At 67.6% G+C, this 16448-nt stretch carries 20 protein-coding genes and 1 other RNA gene; 11 read left to right on the plus strand and 10 right to left on the minus strand.

Annotated elements, in window-relative coordinates:
* Positions 1-55 precede the first annotated feature (55 nt).
* From ACGFIF_RS14935 to ssrA, 10 genes are all read left to right on the plus strand, one after another.
* Positions 56-436 carry a hypothetical protein gene (locus ACGFIF_RS14935; RefSeq protein WP_393154817.1) on the plus strand — a complete coding sequence of 127 codons (381 nt, stop codon included), beginning with the start codon at positions 56-58 and terminating at the stop codon, positions 434-436.
* Entirely contained in the window at positions 429-593 is a 165-nt protein-coding gene (locus ACGFIF_RS14940) for a hypothetical protein (RefSeq protein ID WP_393154818.1), read from the plus strand. Before ACGFIF_RS14935 ends, ACGFIF_RS14940 begins: the two co-directional genes overlap by 8 nt.
* Before the next feature lie 106 nt (positions 594-699).
* On the plus strand, positions 700-1266 hold the full coding sequence (locus ACGFIF_RS14945) for a CGNR zinc finger domain-containing protein (protein ID WP_393154819.1): 567 nt from the start codon (positions 700-702) through the stop codon (positions 1264-1266).
* A complete protein-coding gene (locus ACGFIF_RS14950) occupies positions 1263-2096 on the plus strand; it encodes an alpha/beta fold hydrolase (RefSeq protein ID WP_393154820.1) in 834 nt (277 codons plus the stop codon). The genes ACGFIF_RS14945 and ACGFIF_RS14950 overlap by 4 nt, the downstream gene beginning before the upstream one ends.
* Before the next feature lie 209 nt (positions 2097-2305).
* On the plus strand, positions 2306-2995 hold the full coding sequence (ftsE, locus tag ACGFIF_RS14955) for a cell division ATP-binding protein FtsE (RefSeq protein WP_077013482.1): 690 nt from the start codon (positions 2306-2308) through the stop codon (positions 2993-2995).
* Between the two features lie 19 nt (positions 2996-3014).
* Entirely contained in the window at positions 3015-3926 is a 912-nt protein-coding gene (gene ftsX, locus ACGFIF_RS14960; protein WP_393154821.1) for a permease-like cell division protein FtsX, read from the plus strand.
* 261 nt (positions 3927-4187) lie between these two features.
* Positions 4188-5444 carry a peptidoglycan DD-metalloendopeptidase family protein gene (locus ACGFIF_RS14965; RefSeq protein ID WP_393154822.1) on the plus strand — a complete coding sequence of 419 codons (1257 nt, stop codon included), beginning with the start codon at positions 4188-4190 and terminating at the stop codon, positions 5442-5444.
* Positions 5445-5465: 21 nt separating this feature from the next.
* The gene (gene smpB, locus ACGFIF_RS14970; RefSeq protein WP_393154823.1) at positions 5466-5942 is read left to right on the plus strand and encodes an SsrA-binding protein SmpB; all 477 of its coding nucleotides are present in this window, start codon (positions 5466-5468) and stop codon (positions 5940-5942) included.
* Between the two features lie 95 nt (positions 5943-6037).
* Positions 6038-6598, plus strand: a complete 561-nt coding sequence (locus tag ACGFIF_RS14975) for a DUF1707 and DUF4870 domain-containing protein (protein ID WP_393154824.1) — start codon at positions 6038-6040, stop codon at positions 6596-6598.
* Positions 6599-6717: 119 nt separating this feature from the next.
* Positions 6718-7094, plus strand: a transfer-messenger RNA (tmRNA) gene (gene ssrA / locus ACGFIF_RS14980).
* A gap of 85 nt (positions 7095-7179) precedes the next feature.
* Here the strand turns inward: ssrA and ACGFIF_RS14985 are convergent.
* From ACGFIF_RS14985 to ACGFIF_RS14995, 3 genes are all read right to left on the minus strand, one after another.
* Complete coding sequence (locus ACGFIF_RS14985; RefSeq protein ID WP_393154825.1) at positions 7180-8061, minus strand: amidohydrolase family protein; 882 nt, start codon at positions 8059-8061, stop codon at positions 7180-7182.
* Between the two features lie 111 nt (positions 8062-8172).
* Positions 8173-8367, minus strand: a complete 195-nt coding sequence (locus ACGFIF_RS14990) for a hypothetical protein (RefSeq protein WP_393154826.1) — start codon at positions 8365-8367, stop codon at positions 8173-8175.
* Positions 8368-8459: 92 nt separating this feature from the next.
* A complete protein-coding gene (locus ACGFIF_RS14995; protein ID WP_393154827.1) occupies positions 8460-9095 on the minus strand; it encodes a GntR family transcriptional regulator in 636 nt (211 codons plus the stop codon).
* A gap of 162 nt (positions 9096-9257) precedes the next feature.
* Between ACGFIF_RS14995 and ACGFIF_RS15000 the strand changes: the two genes are divergently transcribed.
* Entirely contained in the window at positions 9258-10706 is a 1449-nt protein-coding gene (locus tag ACGFIF_RS15000; protein WP_393154828.1) for an alpha-amylase family protein, read from the plus strand.
* A 27-nt stretch (positions 10707-10733) separates the two neighbouring features.
* Here ACGFIF_RS15000 and ACGFIF_RS15005 read toward each other — a convergent pair whose 3' ends face one another.
* The 7 genes from ACGFIF_RS15005 to ACGFIF_RS15035 all read right to left on the minus strand — a co-directional run bounded on the left by ACGFIF_RS15005 (position 10734) and on the right by ACGFIF_RS15035 (position 16414).
* Positions 10734-11984 (minus strand): aminotransferase class V-fold PLP-dependent enzyme, encoded by a 1251-nt coding sequence (locus ACGFIF_RS15005; protein WP_393154829.1) that lies wholly within the window; start codon positions 11982-11984, stop codon positions 10734-10736.
* Positions 11985-12032: 48 nt separating this feature from the next.
* Positions 12033-13286, minus strand: coding sequence for an RNA polymerase sigma factor (locus tag ACGFIF_RS15010; RefSeq protein ID WP_393154830.1), 1254 nt, complete (start codon positions 13284-13286; stop codon positions 12033-12035).
* Positions 13283-13690, minus strand: a complete 408-nt coding sequence (locus tag ACGFIF_RS15015) for a YciI family protein (protein ID WP_393154831.1) — start codon at positions 13688-13690, stop codon at positions 13283-13285. The genes ACGFIF_RS15010 and ACGFIF_RS15015 overlap by 4 nt, the downstream gene beginning before the upstream one ends.
* Positions 13680-14111 carry a hypothetical protein gene (locus tag ACGFIF_RS15020; protein ID WP_393154832.1) on the minus strand — a complete coding sequence of 144 codons (432 nt, stop codon included), beginning with the start codon at positions 14109-14111 and terminating at the stop codon, positions 13680-13682. The genes ACGFIF_RS15015 and ACGFIF_RS15020 overlap by 11 nt, the downstream gene beginning before the upstream one ends.
* A gap of 26 nt (positions 14112-14137) precedes the next feature.
* Positions 14138-14554: a DoxX family protein gene (locus ACGFIF_RS15025; protein ID WP_393154833.1), complete on the minus strand. Its 417-nt coding sequence runs from the start codon at positions 14552-14554 to the stop codon at positions 14138-14140.
* 173 nt (positions 14555-14727) lie between these two features.
* Entirely contained in the window at positions 14728-15684 is a 957-nt protein-coding gene (locus ACGFIF_RS15030) for a hypothetical protein (protein ID WP_393154834.1), read from the minus strand.
* A gap of 181 nt (positions 15685-15865) precedes the next feature.
* Positions 15866-16414, minus strand: coding sequence for a carboxymuconolactone decarboxylase family protein (locus tag ACGFIF_RS15035; RefSeq protein ID WP_393154835.1), 549 nt, complete (start codon positions 16412-16414; stop codon positions 15866-15868).
* Positions 16415-16448: the final 34 nt, after the last annotated feature.

Consider the following 16448-nt stretch of genomic DNA (forward strand, 5'->3'; position numbering starts at 1 on the left):
CGACCGGTCATCACCATGGAATTGGGAGGACGTGTATGCGCGCCGGGGTGTGTCCGTGATTCCGACCTGGATCTCGGTGGTCGGTGTCGTCGTGACCGTGCTGAGCCCGTTCCTGGCCCTCGGCGGTGTCGCCCTGGGGGCGTACCTGACCCGTAAGTCCGATCGCGAGCTGGATGTCTGGCGGCACCGCGAGGAGACGATGCGGATGGTTCGGTGGGCGGTGGAGCAGATTCTCGAGGGCACGGAGGCCGGGACGGACGCCGGTGTCGTCACGCTCCGCTCGCTGATGCGGTCGGAACTGTTACAGCCGGAGGACTACGACCTGGTCGCCGCGCTGACCGCCTCCGTCGCGATCGACCGCGTCGGCCAGGCAACCTATGCTGATATTGCGGAGGCAGACACCGAGGTCGTCGAGGGAGACGGTGAGCATGGCTGACAAGAAGACCGTGAAGGTCTCCCGCCAGGTCGTCGAGTTGGCCCGTCTCCACGTCGAGGCCGCCCGCCGAGCCGGCCGCAAACCCGAACCAGGCCTCGCCCGCATTGCCGACGCCCGCCCCGACAACGGCAACGGCACCGCCCCGGCTCCCGCCTGACCCACCCGGCTCACGGCCGCGACGCGGCCCACCGTGCGTCGACGCGGGCTCACCTGCTGTGCTGCGGTCTCTTGATGTAACTATCTGAGCCAGTTACATTCGTGTCGTGGGTGTCGATGAGTTCCGGTTCTCGACCGGCAGCCTGGCGACGGACTTCGTCGCTACCGTCGGGCGACGACTGGCGGGCGGACACGAACGGCTGACCAGCGCGTCCCGATTGGCGGACTGGTTGGAGCTCGAAGGCCTGGCGACAGACAGCTCTGTGACCGAGCAGTCACTCCGGCAATCGCGGGAACTGCGAGAGGCGATGTACCGCGTCCTGACCGCCCGCCTGTCGAAGGCGCCCGTCGAACGAGCCGATGTGGAACTGATCAACCACCATGCCGACGCAGGGGCGGTGGTTCCTCAGCTCCGCCTCGACGACCCTTTCGGTACGCCGATCCACACACCGGATCCCGTCGGCACCGCCTTCGCCGCCATCGCACAGGATGTCATCGACCTGGTCGTCGGCCCGCGATCCGAGAGCTTGCGGGCCTGTGAGGCCGCGGACTGCGGAATGCTCTATCTCGACCAGTCGCAGGCTCGCAACCGGCGCTGGTGCTCGATGAAGGACTGCGGCAACCGGGCCAAGGTCGCGGCCCACCGTGCCCGCAGGAAGGACACCACTCGATGACGATTCGGCACGAACGCGTCCAGACCTCTGGAACGACGCTGCACACCGTCATCGCCGGCGCCGGGCCCGCGATCGTGCTGCTGCACGGCTGGCCCGTGAGCTGGTATCACTGGCGAGACCTGATCCCGATTCTGGCGCGGAGGTTCACCGTCATCGCGCCCGATCTTCGCGGACTCGGCGACTCCGACCGGCCACTCGGCAGCTACGACAAGCGGACCCTCGCTGCGGACATCGCAGAGCTGACCGAACAACTCGGCGTCGACCGATGCGCGGTGGCCGGCCACGACTTCGGCGGCTCGGTCGCCGTCGCCCTGGCCGCGGACAACCCGGACAAGGTGACTCATCTGATCATCGAGGAGGAGCTGCTGGCGGGCTGCCCGGTGCCGCCCGATCTGGTCAGCTCGCGGTACCCGCGGTGGCACAACGCGTTCCATGCGGTTCCGGACGTTCCCGAGATCCTCATCAACGGCAAGGAGCGCGAGCACCTCGGCCTGTTCTGGAACCTGACCGCGGGCAGGACGCCCATGCCTGCCCATGCCATCGCCGAGTATGAGCGGACGTACCTGTCTCCGGGCGCGCTCCGAGTGGGTCTCGCCTACTACCGATCCGCCCCGGTCGACGCCGAACTGAGCCGCCGGACCAGCCTTCACCCGCTGACCATCCCGACTCTCACCATCGCCGGCGACACTGCGATGGCCACAGCCGTGGAGGCATCGGTTCGCCAAGTAGCCACCGACGTGACCGCAGCGGTCATCTCCGACTGCGGGCACTACCCCGCCGAGGAACATCCCGGGCAGGTGGCGGCACTCATCGACAGGTTCCTCGCCTGACAGCTCCGGCCCGCGGAGTACGTCGTACGGTCGTTTGAGTCTGGTGCGGCGTACGACCGGCTATCGGACGTGGGCGTACGGTGCGGCACGTCTGGTCGGCGGCACGCCCGGGAGCCCCTACACTGATCGACGGCCGCTCCGGTGGCGTACGGTCTCCTCGTGGTTACCGTTGCGTCGCTCCCTGTTCCCGACCACGGCCGGATGATCCCGTGATCCGTTTCGAGAATGTGTCCAAGACGTACGAGGGCCAGTCCAAGGCCGCTCTGCTGAACGTCAACGTCGAGATCGAGAAGGGCGAGTTCGTCTTCCTGGTCGGCACCTCCGGGTCCGGCAAGTCGACGTTCCTTCGTCTGGTCCTGCGTGAGCACCGGACGTCCAAGGGTCACATCATGGTGGCCGGCAAGGACCTGAATCGGCTGGCCAGCTGGCGGATCCCGCAGATGCGGCGCCAGATCGGCACCGTCTTCCAGGACTTCCGGCTGCTGCCGAACAAGACCGTCGCCGAGAACGTGGCGTTCGCCCTGCAGGTGATCGGCAAGCCCCGCTCGCACATCCGCAAGACGGTGCCCGAGGTGCTGGAGCTGGTCGGCCTGGACGGCAAGGAGGACCGGCTCCCCGACGAGCTGTCCGGCGGTGAGCAGCAGCGGGTCGCGATCGCGCGGGCGTTCGTGAACCGGCCGATGATCCTGATCGCCGACGAGCCGACCGGAAACCTCGACCCCGGTACGTCGGTCGGCATCATGAAGCTGCTGGACCGGATCAACCGCACCGGGACGACGGTTGTGATGGCCACCCACGACGTGTCGATCGTCGACCAGATGCGCAAGCGCGTGATCGAGCTGGAGAACGGTCATGTCGTCCGCGACGAGTCGCGCGGCGTCTACGGCTACCAGCACTGAGACCAGGGACTACTGACTGATGCGCTTGAACTACATCCTCTCCGACCTCGGGATCGGGCTGAAGCGGAACCTGTCGATGACGATCGCGGTCGTCGTCACCATCTGGGTCTCGCTGTCGCTGTTCGGCAGCGCGCTGCTCGCCCGCGAGCAGGTCGAGCTGATGAAGGGCAACTGGTACGACAAGATCCAGATCTCGGTCTTCCTCTGCACCAAGGACTCCGGCGGCCGCGGCTGCTCGGGCACCGAGGTGACCCAGGAGCAGAAGAACCGGATCCGCCAGGTGATCGAGTCGAACCCGGACACCGCGCCGGACGGCGTCTTCGGCGAGTCGAAGAAGGAAGCGTTCGACCAGTTCAAGAAGCTGTACAAGGACTCGCCGATCGTCAGCACGGTCACCGAGGACCAGATGCAGGAGTCCTTCCGGGTCAAGCTGAAGGATCCACAGCGCTACCAGAACCTGGTCAGCGCGGTGGCCGGCCTGCCGGGTGTCGACACCGTCCAGGACCTCAGACAGTATCTGGATCCGTTGTTCAAGGCCCTCAACGGATTGCAGGTCGGGGCCTTGGTCGCGGCCGGTCTCCTGCTGGTCGCCGCCCTGATGCAGATCTCGAACACGATCCGGCTGGCGGCGTACGCGCGCAGACGGGAGATAGGCATCATGCGCCTGGTGGGCGCGTCGAACTTCTATATCCAGCTGCCGTTCCTGCTCGAAGCGGTCCTGGCAGCACTCATCGGCGCGATCCTTGCCTGCGGCACCTTGTGGGTCGGGGTGTACTTCGTCGTCATGCAGCGGGCCCAGGAGACGTTCCGGGTCTGGCAGTGGGTCGGCGCCACCGAGACCTTCCGCGCCACGCTCATCATGGTCGTGGTCGGCCTGGTGCTCGCCGTGGTCCCGACATTCCTGACAACGCGGAAATACCTCAAAGTCTGACCCAGGTGATCTATCGTGCGGTAACAGGAGTAACAGCAATCACTCCTGTACCGCACGACAACTTCATCCAGAGCAAGGGGTCGACCTGTGGTCCCGCACTTCCCCGGTGCGAACCCGCGTCAGCGGGGGAGCATCAAGCGAGACGACAGCACCGGCACCTCCGCCACACCGCGCCCGCGATCACGCACGAGACCGCAGGGCCGGCAGACGGTCGTCGCCGCATGCTGCCTTGTCCTGTCCCTGTCCGCCGGAGTCCTGGCGGTGGTGTCGCCTGCTCAGGCGGACCCACCGGATCCAGCCGCCAAGAAGAAGCAACTCGACTCGCAGATCGACCAGTCCAAGGCCGATCTCGCCGCCGCGTCCGACCAGCTCGGCAGGTCCGCTGCCGCCTACAACGTGGCCGAGGCGAAGTACCAGGCCGTCCAGGTCCGGTACGCCGTTGCCCAGGGCAAACTCGCGGCCGCGAAAGCAGCCGATGCGGTTGCCGCGGGCAAGCTCCGGGCCGCTGAACAGGCCCTGCGGGCGGCGGTCGCCGACGTGGAGGCGGGCGAGAAGCTGATCGTTGAGAAGCGGGCCCTGGCGGGCCGGGCGGTCCGGTCGGCGTACCAGCAGCAGAACAGCCTGGTCGGGTTGTCGATCGCGCTCCGCGGCGCGTCGCCGGCGGACATCGCCACCGGGATGCAGGTCCAGCGCAACGTGTTCGGCATCCAGGGCAATGCGATCAATGATCTGAACACCGCGCAGGCGCAGCTGGTGAGCAAGCGGGCGAAGGTCGCGCAGGCCGAGAAGGCCGCCGAGGCGGCCCGGGCCGAGGCCGCGCGGACGGTGCGGCAGGTGACCGAGCTGACCAAGCAGGTGGCCGCGGACAGGGCCGAGGCCGCTGTGGTGACCCAGGCCCGGCTGGTCGCCTACAAGGCCGCCGAGAAGGAGAAGAACTCCGAGCTGGCGCAGTACAACGCGCTGCTGCGGGAGCGGAACCGGGTCGAGCAGCTCCTGATCGCCCGCGCCCGCGCCGAGAAGGCCGCCGCGGCCCGCCGGAAGGCGGCTCGGGAGAAGGCCGAGCGGGAGAAGGCCCGGAAGGAGAACCGTCCGCCGCGGCCGGTTCCGGACGCCCCCGATGACAACGGGCGGCTGAGCTACCCGATCAACAGCTACGTGACGTCACCGTTCGGCATGCGGTTCCACCCGGTTCTGCACTACTGGAAGCTGCACGACGGGACCGACTTCGGCGGCGGCTGCGGTACGCCGATCCGCGCGGCGGCCAGCGGGGTCGTCACGGACCGGTACTACAACGGCGGCTACGGGAACCGGGTGTTCATCTCGCACGGGGTGATCGACGGCTCCTCCGTCACCACCGTCTACAACCACCTGTCCCGCTACAAGGCCCGGGTCGGCGAGCGCGTCAGCCGGGGCGAGATCATCGGGTACGTCGGCACCACCGGGTACTCCACCGGCTGCCACCTGCACTTCATGGTCTACCAGGACGGCCGGGTGGTTAATCCGATGAAGTGGCTCTGAACTGTCTGAGATACTGGTCGGATGGTGAAAGAGACCGGCCGGAAACCGATCGCGCAGAACCGTAAGGCGCGACACGACTACCACATCGAGGACGTGGTGGAGGCCGGACTCGTGCTGACCGGGACCGAGGTCAAGTCCCTGCGGCAGGGCCGGGCCTCCCTGGTCGACGCGTTCGCGGCGGTCCGGGGTCACGAGCTGTGGCTGCAGGGGATGCACATCCCCGAGTACAAGCACGGCACCTGGACCAACCACGAGCCGCGCCGTACTCGCAAGCTGCTGCTGCACAAGGACGAGCTGCAGAAGCTGATCCGCGCCGTCGAGCAGCAGGGTGTGTCGGTGATCCCGCTGTCGCTGTACTTCAAGGACGGGTACGCGAAGGTCGAGCTCGGCACCGGGCGCGGTAAGAAGGACTACGACAAGCGGCAGGCCCTGGCCGAGCGCCAGGCGAGCCGCGAGGCCCAGCGGGCCCTGTCCGACCGTCGCCGCGGCGGTCGCTGAGCTTTTCTCCCGGGGCGGTGGGCTGGGGTCGGGTCAGGGGCTGGTGGGGGCTGCACCCGATGGGGTGAGCGGCCTTCGGCGCGCAGAGTGGAGACATGTCCACTTCAGACCTGCTGGTGACGCCGGCCCAACGGGACCGAGCCGTCGAGATCCTCAAAGAAATGTACGCCGACGGCCGGCTGGACCACGGCGAGTTCGACACCCGGCTGGAACTGGCGCTCAAGGCCCGCACCCGGGCCGAGCTGAACGCCACGTTCAACGGGCTGGTTTCGCGGCCGGTTCCGACGTACGCGCCGGCTGCCTTCACCCGGCCCGCACCGGTGCAGCGCTACACCGGGGACGGTCGTGGGATGGGGACCGTGGCCCACTGGCTCGGGTACCCGACCTTCTTCGTCGGCCCGGCGATCGTGGTCGCGACGTCCGGTCAGAAGAACCCGGCGGTGCGCAAGCACGCGGTCGAGGCGTTGAACTTCCAGCTGAGCGCGTTCGGCGCGTTCGCGCTGCTGGGGATCATCACCGGGGTGACGGAGGGGTTCACCGGGTTCTTGTTCCCGCTGCTCGGCATTCTCTGGTTCGTCCTCACCGGTATCGGCGGCCTCGCCACCGCGATCGGCTCCAACTTCCGCTACCCGTTCACGCTCCGGCTGATCAAGTAACCCTTGGTAGCCGAGTCCTGGGGAGACAGGGGAATCCCAGGTGCGGGTGGCTTGTTGGGCTTGATAGTGTGGATCTTCCACCGCCCTTCGGGGTCCGGTGGGAGTTTGAAAACTCAACAGGGGGTGAACGGTTTCGACTTTGGACGTTAGTTCCAAGGGAAGCGGGCCGAGGATCCAGGGTTATCTCGTAAACGATCTCTGGAAACCAATAACTGCCAACGCTAAGCGCAGTAGCTTCGCTCTCGCCGCCTGACGGCCTGAGCACTTAAAGAAGCGGTCAGCCCGGGGATGCTTCCGACCCGGTTCCTGGCCTCAGCTAGGAAGCTTGCTCCACTAGCCCGGTCACGGGGCTGGTGTGGGACATCAACAGTGACTGAGCCTGTCAGCGACGTGTCTGTGAGAGCGCTGGGGCTGAGAAAACGACTAACAGACTGCGCCCGGAGAAGCCTTGAAGCAACGCCGAAGGACGCGGGTTCGATTCCCGCCACCTCCACCCCTAGCCAGAAGGCCGGCCCCACCAGGGACCGGCCTTCAGCATTTTCCGACGCAGCCGCCCGGGGCTTCCTCCAACTGCGGCGGACTCACACGAGAAGTTCGCCGTTGTGTACGACGAGGCGGCCGCCGGCGAGGACTGTTTCGCGGTGGGGAGCGCGGACCAGGGCGTCTGGGGCGTTCTCGGCGTCGAGGAGTACGACGTCTGCGCGTGAGCCGGGTGTGAGGGTGTGGCTGTCGCGGTGGACGAATGGCGCGGCTGCGGTGGTTGCGAGTTCGACGGCGTACGCGAGTTCCTCGTCAGTGCGTAGTCCGTGCAGGCGGGCGAAGCCGCGGGCGATCTGCAGGAGGTCGCCGTCGCCGTACGGCGACCACAGGTCGCGGATGCCGTCGGTTCCGAGTCCGACTGCGACACCGGCGTCCTGCATCGCCCGCCACGGCAGTGGCGCCGACCGGACGGGCGACACCGTCGTCCACGAGATCCCGGCCGCTCCGAGCTGCTCGACGAGTTGGGCCTGCCGCGTTGGGGTCAGCTCGCCGAGCGCGAACCCGTGCGACACGTTCACCTTGCCCTGGAGACCGGTGCCCCGGGTTCGCTCGATGATCAGCTCGTACTGGAACGCGCCGAGCTCACCGCCGTCGTGCAAGTGGATGTCGATCCCGACCCCACGCCGTCCGGCGATCTCGAAGAGCGCGTCCAGCTGGCCGACCGGGTCGCGGTCGATGGACGCCGGGTCGAGGCCGCCGATGCTGGTCGCTCCTTCGGCCGCGGCCTGGTCCAGGAGCTCGAGTACGCCGGGTCGCCGGAGTACGCCGTCCTGCGGAAACGCGACGATCTCCACCTGCACCGCATCGCCCAGGGCCGCGGCGGCCTCGCGCACGTTGGCGATACCGCGCAGTCCGACGCCGAGATCCACGTCGACGTGCGTGCGCGTCGCGGTCGTCCCGTGCCGGAGGAACTCGCGGAGCACCGCGATGGTGCCGGCCGTGCTCGGGATGCCGTACTTGTCTCGCTCGGCCCGTTCGTGCGCGATCCGGCCCTGGGTCGTCGGCTCGCCGCCGTACGAGACCCACGGCTGCCCTCACCAGCTCTTGTCCACGTGGGCGTGCGCGTTCACCAAGCCCGGGAGGGCGAGCAGGCCGCGCCCGTCGATGTGCTGGCCGTCCGCTACTGCGGTGCCGGCCGGGACGACGTCCGCGATCACGCCGTCGACGATCACCAGATCAACCGGCGCGCCACCCCACGGACGCACGTTGGCAAGAAGCGAGGAGGTCATGCAGCAATGGTATACCAAAGCCATCCCAACCCGAATCGCTTTGCCCCACCAGCCTCTGTCGCTTGATGATCTGTTCCAACCGGTTGGTATACCTAGTTTCTCCGAGTGTGGCGCTGCAGCGCCTGCGAGAGCTCCAGATGCTCACCGACGAGACGCTCCACCTCGGCGCCATCCCGGTTCGCGATGGCGGCGTACAACCCTTCGTGCTGATCCGCGACCGCCATCAGGTCGTCGTGCTGCGCGAGCAGCCAGCGCATCCGGCTGCGCAGCGGACGTTCGACCTCGACGAGCAACTCGTTCGACGCAAGTTCCGTCACGATCTCGTGGAAGTCCGCGGCCCGGCGCCGGGCCAGCACGGCATCGTTCGCGCGCGCCGCCGCAAGGTGTTCATCCAGGGCTCGGCGGAGCCGATCCAGCCCGTCCCGGGTACGCCGCTCGGCGGCCAGCCGGAACGTCAGTGGTTCGAACGCCGCGCGCACCTCGTTCAGATCGGCGATGTCGGAGTCGGTGAACTCACGAACCACGGCCCAGGATCGGGGTCGCAACGTCACCAGCCCTTCGGCGACGAGCGCCTTGAGCGCGTCCCGCACCGGCACCCGGCTCACACCCAGTCCGTCGGCCACGTCACGTTCCACCAGTCGGTCGCCCGGAGCTCGGAGTCCGTCGAGGATCTCGTCCCGCAGCAGGCGTGTGACCCGCTCCGACTCGGACTCCAGGTTCCCGCTCATGAGACTCCACTCAGTTTGGTATACCGCTCCCAGCATGCCTGAACGTCGCCGGACCCGGTCGTCCGCCTCTCCGTCGTCCGGGAAGTGCACATCTGTGCCGCGTTACCGGCCCTGCACATCTGGGGCATCGCCTAGCTGTGTGCAACTGGTTGAATGCGCGTCGTGAGAATTCTCCGGTGGCAAACCAGTCGGAAAGTCCTGGCCGCTCTCGCTGTGCTGGCGGTTCTGCCCGTCGCCACGCCGGCCGCGGCGGCGCCGCCGGGACAGCGTGATGTCATCGTCCAGCTGTTCGAGTGGAACTGGACCTCAGTCGCGCGCGAGTGCGGCGAAGTGCTCGGCCCGAAGGGGTACGGAGCGGTCCAGGTCTCGCCGCCGCAGGAACACGTCGTTCTGCCTGCGGCCGGTTATCCGTGGTGGCAGGACTACCAACCGGTGAGCTACAAGCTCGACAGCACGCGGCGTGGCACCCGGAGCGAATTCGTCGCCATGGCGAACAGCTGTCACGCTGCCGGCGTCAAGGTGTACGTCGATGCCGTGATCAACCACATGACCGGCGGCTCGTCCGGTGGTACTGGCAGCGCGGGGTCGTCGTACAGCCACTACGACTACCCCGGGACCTATCAGGTCCAGGACTTTCATCACTGCGGGCGGAACGGGAACGACGACATCGTCAACTACGGTGACCGCTACGAGGTGCAGAACTGCGAACTCGTCGATCTGGCCGACCTGGCGACCGGGAGCGACTACGTGCGCGGCCGGATCGCGGCGTACCTGAACGATCTGCTCGCGATCGGTGTGGACGGTTTCCGGCTCGACGCCTCCAAGCACATGCCCGCCGAGGACATCGCCGCGATCAAGTCCCGGCTCTCGCGGCCGGCGTACCTGTATCAGGAAGTCATCCACGGTGCGGGCGAACCGATCACTCCGGAGGAGTACGTCGGCAACGGCGATGTGCTCGAGTTCCGGTACGGGAAGGATCTCGCCAAGATCTTCAACACCGAGCGGCTCGCCTACCTGCGGACCTTCGCCTCGCCGCTGGCGTCGGATCGTGCGGTCGTGTTCACCGACAACCACGACACTCAGCGGGGGAGCGGGGTCCTGACGTTCCGGGACAACGGTCGCTACGCCATGGCGAACGCCTTCATGCTGGCGTGGACGTACGGGACGCCGAAGGTGATGTCGAGCTACGAATACAGTTCCAACGATCAGGGTCCGCCGTCGACGAGTGCTGGGCAGACGGTCGACACGACCTGTTTCACCAACCGCTGGCGGTGCGAGCATCAATGGCGAGTGATCGCCAACATGGTCGGCTTCCACAACAGCGTCCGCGGTACGTCGGTCACCGACTGGTGGGACAACGGCAACGACGCGATCGCCTTCGGACGTGGGGACAAGGGCTATCTGATCCTGAACGACGAAGGCTCGGCGCTGACCGGCCGGAGCTTCCACACGAGCCTGCCGGCCGGCGTGTACTGCGACGTCTTTCACGGTGACTACTCACCGGGCTCGTGCACGGGACCGACGTACACGGTCGACTCCTCCGGCTGGTTCCGGGCAGACGTGGCCCGTCAGGACGGACTCGCCTTGCACGCGGGCGCCAAGGTCTCGTGACGTCTGAGCAGCTCGAACCGCGCCGGCTCAGGTGATCGAGGCAACAGCCTTGATGACACGCTCGACCTCGTCGGGCGTGTTGACGATGCCCGGTCCGAAGCGCAGAAGGGGATCGTCGTACGGCGTCACGCTGGCGACGACGGCGTGATCGCGACGAAGAGTGGCCGCTGCCTGGTGCGGTGCGACTCCCTCGATCGAGCACATGACCAGACCAGCGGACATCTCGGCCTGCCTGGGCGTGATCAGTGTGACCGAGGGGATACCGGCCAGGCCGTCCTTCAGCCGAGTGGCGAGCTCGGTGATGCGTGCCGCGATCCTGGATCTGCCGATCGCGGCATGGAAGTCGAAGGCTTCTGCCAGTGCCCAGCGGTGCTCGGCCGTGTGATAGCCACCGGGGGTCGCCAGTCGGCCAGGGGCATCGGGCCGGGAGAAGCTGGGGATGACCGGCGAGATCGCGTCCCAGGCCCGCGCCCACAGCACACCGGTACCGCGCGGACCGTGCAGCCACTTGTGGGTCCCGGTGGTGAAGAAGTCGCAGCCGAGGTCGGCCACTCTCGTGTCCACGGCACCGAAGCCGTGCACTCCGTCGACGAGGACGAGCGCGCGGTCGGCCGGTGCGCGGGTGGAGTTCACGGTGCGCACCAATGCGGTGATGTCGGCGACGGGCAGCCGGACACCGGTGGACGAATGAACCCAGGTGATGACGATGAACCGGGTCTGCGGCCCGATCGCCGCCTTCAGCCTCGCGACCACATCACCCGCGGTTGCGGTCGCCGGAGCGTCGTACAGCCGCACGCGGCGTACTCGGGTGCCGGTTCGGGCACTCAGCTTCTGGAGCGCGTCGTAGGTACCGAAGAAGTCGTGCTCGGTGGTGACGACGTCCTGGCCGGGCTTGAGCTTGATCCCGGCACACACAAGCCCGGTTCCCATCGTGGTGCTGTCGGTCAGCGCGATGTCCCCGGGATCGGCGCCGAGATACGCACCGGCAGCCGTGCGCACCTTCTCCTCGAATTCGATGTCGTGCTCGACGTAGCCGGCCGGATCGAGGTCGAGGCCCGCGCGATGACGATCGATCGCCTCCCGCACCGGCGCCGGGTGGGAGGCGAACAGGAACGACGCGAAATGCGCCAGCTTCGGGTCGAGTGCGAACTGGGCCCGCACCGACTCCCAGTCAGCCGGATCGAACTGTCGTGACGGCGTAGGGGTATCCGCCGAACACCCGGTCAGCGCGACACCGTACGCCACCCCCGCGCCGAGCACCGCCCGTCTGCGAATCATCTCCCGTTGATACACCAGCACCAAGACGTTGACCAGACGGCCGGATGATCAGCCGAGCTGGGCGGCGCGGTTGCGGAGGTACCGCTGCTCCGGGGCACTCGTGGTTCGTTTCGCGGCGTCGGCATAAGCCTGCCGGGCAGCCCCGAGGTCACCCGACTGCTCGAGCAGATGGGCGCGGACCGCGGACAGCCGGTGGTGGTCCGCAATCTTCGGGTCCGCGGCCAGCTCGTCGAGGAGTTGGAGACCGGCGACCGGTCCGTGCAGCATCGCCACGGCGACCGCGGAGTTCAGCCGGACCATCGGATCGGCGGAGATCCGGACCAGAACGTCGTACAGAGCAACGATTTGCCGCCAGTCGGTGTCCGCGAAGCTGTCAGCCTCGGCATGGACGGCGGCGATGGCGCCCTGCAGTTGGTACGGCCCGGGACGGTGCCGCGGCAGGACCTCCTCGAGCAAGCCGATGCCCTCGGCGATCATGGCCCGGTCCCATCGCGTTCGGTCCTGCTCGGCGAGCGGGATCAGATCGCCGGCCGGCCCGGTTCGCGCCGTACGGCGAGCGTGGGTGAGCAGCATCAGGGCCAGCAGGCCGCCGACCTCCGACTCGGACGCAAGCCTTGCCCAGAGCAGCCGGGTCAGCCGGATCGCTTCGGCGGCGAGCTCGACCCGTTGCAGCGCCGGGCCCGAAGAGGCGGCGTAGCCCTCGTTGAAGATCAGGTAGAGCACCTGCATCACCACGTCGAGACGCTTGCGCCGTTCCGGTCCCTCGGGAAGCCGGAATCTGGCTCCGGACTGCTGGATCCGTTGCTTGGCGCGGCTGATCCGCTGGGCGACCGTGGCCTCGGGAAGCAACAGGGCGCGGGCGATCTCGGCAGTTGTCAGGCCGCCGACCGCGCGCAGGGTCAGCGTCAGCTGGCTGGCCGGCTGTACGTCGGGGTGACAGCACAGGAACATGATCACCAGAGTGTCGTCCTGGTCGGCCGTGCCGGCGCTGTCGGCGGGCGGGCCGAGGAGATCGTCAGGCAGTTGCCTGGTGGCGTCCAGGTGTTCCCGCCGCCGTCTGGCCTGCTCACTCCGCAACAGGTCGGTCATCCGGCGGGCCGCGACAGTCGTCAGCCAAGCCGGCGGGTTCGGTGGGATCCCGTCGGCCTTCCATCCTGTTGCCGCGGCCAGCAAAGCCTCCTGCACCGCGTCCTCGGCGACGTCGAACCGGCCGAACCGGCGGGTGATCGCAGCGAGGACCCGCGGCGCGTGCTCGCGCAGCAGGTCCTCGATACGGACGGCCGGGTCCGGTTCCACGCTCACATCTCCTGGCCGCCCTGGTCCATCACCGGCCGCAGCTCAACTCGGGTCTCGACCAGGGCGGAGAACCGCGCCGCCAGTTCGACTGCCCGGTCGTGCGACTCGACGTCGATGATCCCGAAGCCGGCCAGCACTTCCTTCGCCTCGGCGTACGGGCCGTCGGAGGCGACCGGGCGGCCGTCGACGATCTCGATCGTCATCGTGTGGGAGGGATCGGCCAGCCCGAAGCCGGTGACCAGTTCGCCGTTGGCGGCCAACTCGCCGTAGAACTCACCCATCGCCTGGAAGTGGGCGTCGATCTGTTCCTGGGACCAGGTGGCCTCGCGTCCGCCGAGACCCAGCGTGTCCCAGGCCGACTCGTCCCCGAAGGTCATGATCATGTACTTCACCGGTACTTCACCGGTCATCACCGTCCCTGCGCGTCATGGTCGACTCGTAGCCGCCGCCCGGCCACTGCCAGGCGCCGGTGTTGACTGTGTAGTCGGCGTTGAACTCGCCTACGAACCTGGCCGGGGAGTCCGTGTCGCCGAACCAGATCGTGAGCGTGCTGCCGATCAGTTCGTAGGTGTACTCCAGGATCTTGCCGTTGGTACCGAAGAAATGGGATCGGAGTCTACCGCTGTCGGCGTCCAGGCCGATGTACTCGATTCCCCGGCCCTCGTCGCCGAGGTCGATCCGCTGGACGATGAAGTTGCCGCCGTCGAACCACTCGTAGCTGACGGTTCCGCTGCTGCTGGGGCCGCTGACCGTCCAGTGACCGATGAGTGGCGCCAGGGTCTGCAGGGCCTCAGCCGGTGATTTCTCGGTGGCGGGTCGGTGTTCGGACATGGTTCCTCCTCAGGTGTGAACGGCTGTCAGCGACGGACGAGGGCGGCGAGCTGCACCCGGCGGCTGCCGGCCATGACGCCGGCCACGGCTGCGAAGATCAATGGCATGGCGGGCGCGATGCCGAGCACGAAGATGTTGGTGACGACCGCACCGGCCATCAGGGCGATCAGCCCGGTCGCGGCCAGTCCTGCCAGCCGTGGGACCAGCAGGCCGACACCACCGGCGATCTCCAGGACTCCGGCCAGCAGCCGGAGCCAGTGCCCCGCTCCGATGTCGTCGAACAGCGCGACCATCTGCTCGATGCCGAGGAGTTTGCCCGCACCACCGGCGATGAACTGCGCCGCCAAGGCGACCTGGATGACCAGCACGGCCGCTCTCCGGGCTCGCGCCGAACGGTTGCCGGTCGCGGGACGGTCGGTCGGCCGGATGTCGATGTGGGTCATGATGCGCTCCGATTCTCGAGGTGTGACTTCACCCCGTCATCGGAGCCGCCCGGCCGTTCTCGACAGCCGGGCGGAAATTCCTCGAGATTTGTCGCCAACGACAACCGGGGACGCCGCGGGTGCGGCGTCCCCGGTGTACGGGTCCTGCTCAGCAGGTGGCTGGAACCTGTCGGTTACTCGCCGACCAGCTGGTCGTAGTGCGTGGTGAACGAGACGTGGTTCACGCCGTTGAAGACGGCCGGGATCTTGCCGTAGGCCGTGATCGCGGTCGCCGTGCCGTTCGCCTTGCTCATGGCGTACTGGTAGCCGGACTGGGTGTTGTGGTCAACGGCAACGATGAGCGAGCCGCCGCGAGTGCCACAGCCCTGGACGACGAGCGACTCGTAGGCTGCCCAGCCGGAGCTGCGGATCAGCTTCAGGACCGGCTTGGTGGACGCCGAGACCGGGATCCGGACCGTCCAGAGCGCGCCGGCGTTCGTCGTCATCAGCAGGGTGTCGTACGTCGCGGTCTCGCTGATCACGGTCATCGTCTTGAAGCCGCGGAAGCCCGGGAAGGACCCCAGCGACTTGAAGCCGGCGCCGATCATCGCGTAGCGGTACAGGCTGCCGTTGGTGTTCAGGCCGTACAGGTACGCGTGCCGGGGCTGCGCGACGCTGTAGTTGGACGTGGCGATGGACCTGAAGCTCGTCCAGCCCGTGCCGACCTTCTTGAAGGTCGGCACCGGGGCACCCTCCTCCGGCAGGTACGTCGTGTGCCGGTACAGGTTCGAGCCCTGCAGGAACAGGCCGTACATGTAGTACTGGGTGCCGGTGGCGTTCACCGCGCCGTACCAGGTCGCGTTGGTGCGGGTGGCGACGTAGTTGAACGGCTCGTACGTCACGGCCCGCGGCGGCTTCGCCGCGGTGACGTCCGCGTCCTGCACGGTGCCGGCCGCAGTGGGCCAGCCGACCCAGCTGATGCACGGGCCCGCGGCCGCTGCCGACTTCGCCTGCGGCATCAGCTCGCCGGCGATCTTCGACGCCATCGACGGCCTCGGCTCGGGCGTTCCGGCGGTGGCCGGAGCAGACGACACGGACACGGCGACCAGACCGAGTCCGGCCGCAGCGAGCGCAAGGCGCTGCAATTTCATCAAGGAGTCCCCCTCCAGGGCAAAGGAAAGTCTCGGTCAGCCCGAGACGGAGGTCACCCTACCTGGCATCGCCGACATCCGCGTTACTTTTGCACCTTCGTGCAACAGTCGCCGTACCGGAGTCACGACACCGCTGATCCGGCCGTAACGCTGGCTCCACTCTCAGCGATAACAGGAGGTGTCAGCCGGGGTACTGCGCCGCCCACGGTTCGTTGGCCAGGTGTACGGCGTTGGCGACGTAGCTGATCGATTGGTACCAGCCGGCCAGGACGAGGATCTCCAGTAGTTGCTGGGTGTTGTAGTGGCTGCTGAGGGCTTGCCAGGTCTCGTCGGTGAGGTGGGCGGTGGCGTGGAGTTCGTTGATTGCTTGGAGTAGGGCTTGGTGTTGGGGGGACCAGGGGGCGTCGTCGCCGGTGACGGTGGCTTGGAGTTGGGCTGGGGTCAGGCCTACCTGGTTGGCGAAGGTGGTGGCGTGGACGGTCCACTCGTAGGGGCAGTTGGACAGGGCGCAGACGCGGGCGATGACGATCTCGCGGTCCAGGGCGGGGAGTTCACCGTGGCCCAGCAGGCCGGCGCCGAGGACTCGCATGCGGGACGCCAGGTCGGGGTGATGCTGGAGCAGGCGGAACAGGGCGAGGGGTTCCTGGGTCACGCCGGGTGGCATCCATTTGCGGAGGGCCTCGGCGACGTCCGGCGGGTACGGCGGGGTGAGCGGTTCGATGCGGGGCATGGTCACCTCCTGAGTGCTTCGGATTTCGAACCAC

It is taken from the genome of Kribbella sp. NPDC049174, assembly GCF_043197365.1.
Taxonomy (GTDB): domain Bacteria; phylum Actinomycetota; class Actinomycetes; order Propionibacteriales; family Kribbellaceae; genus Kribbella.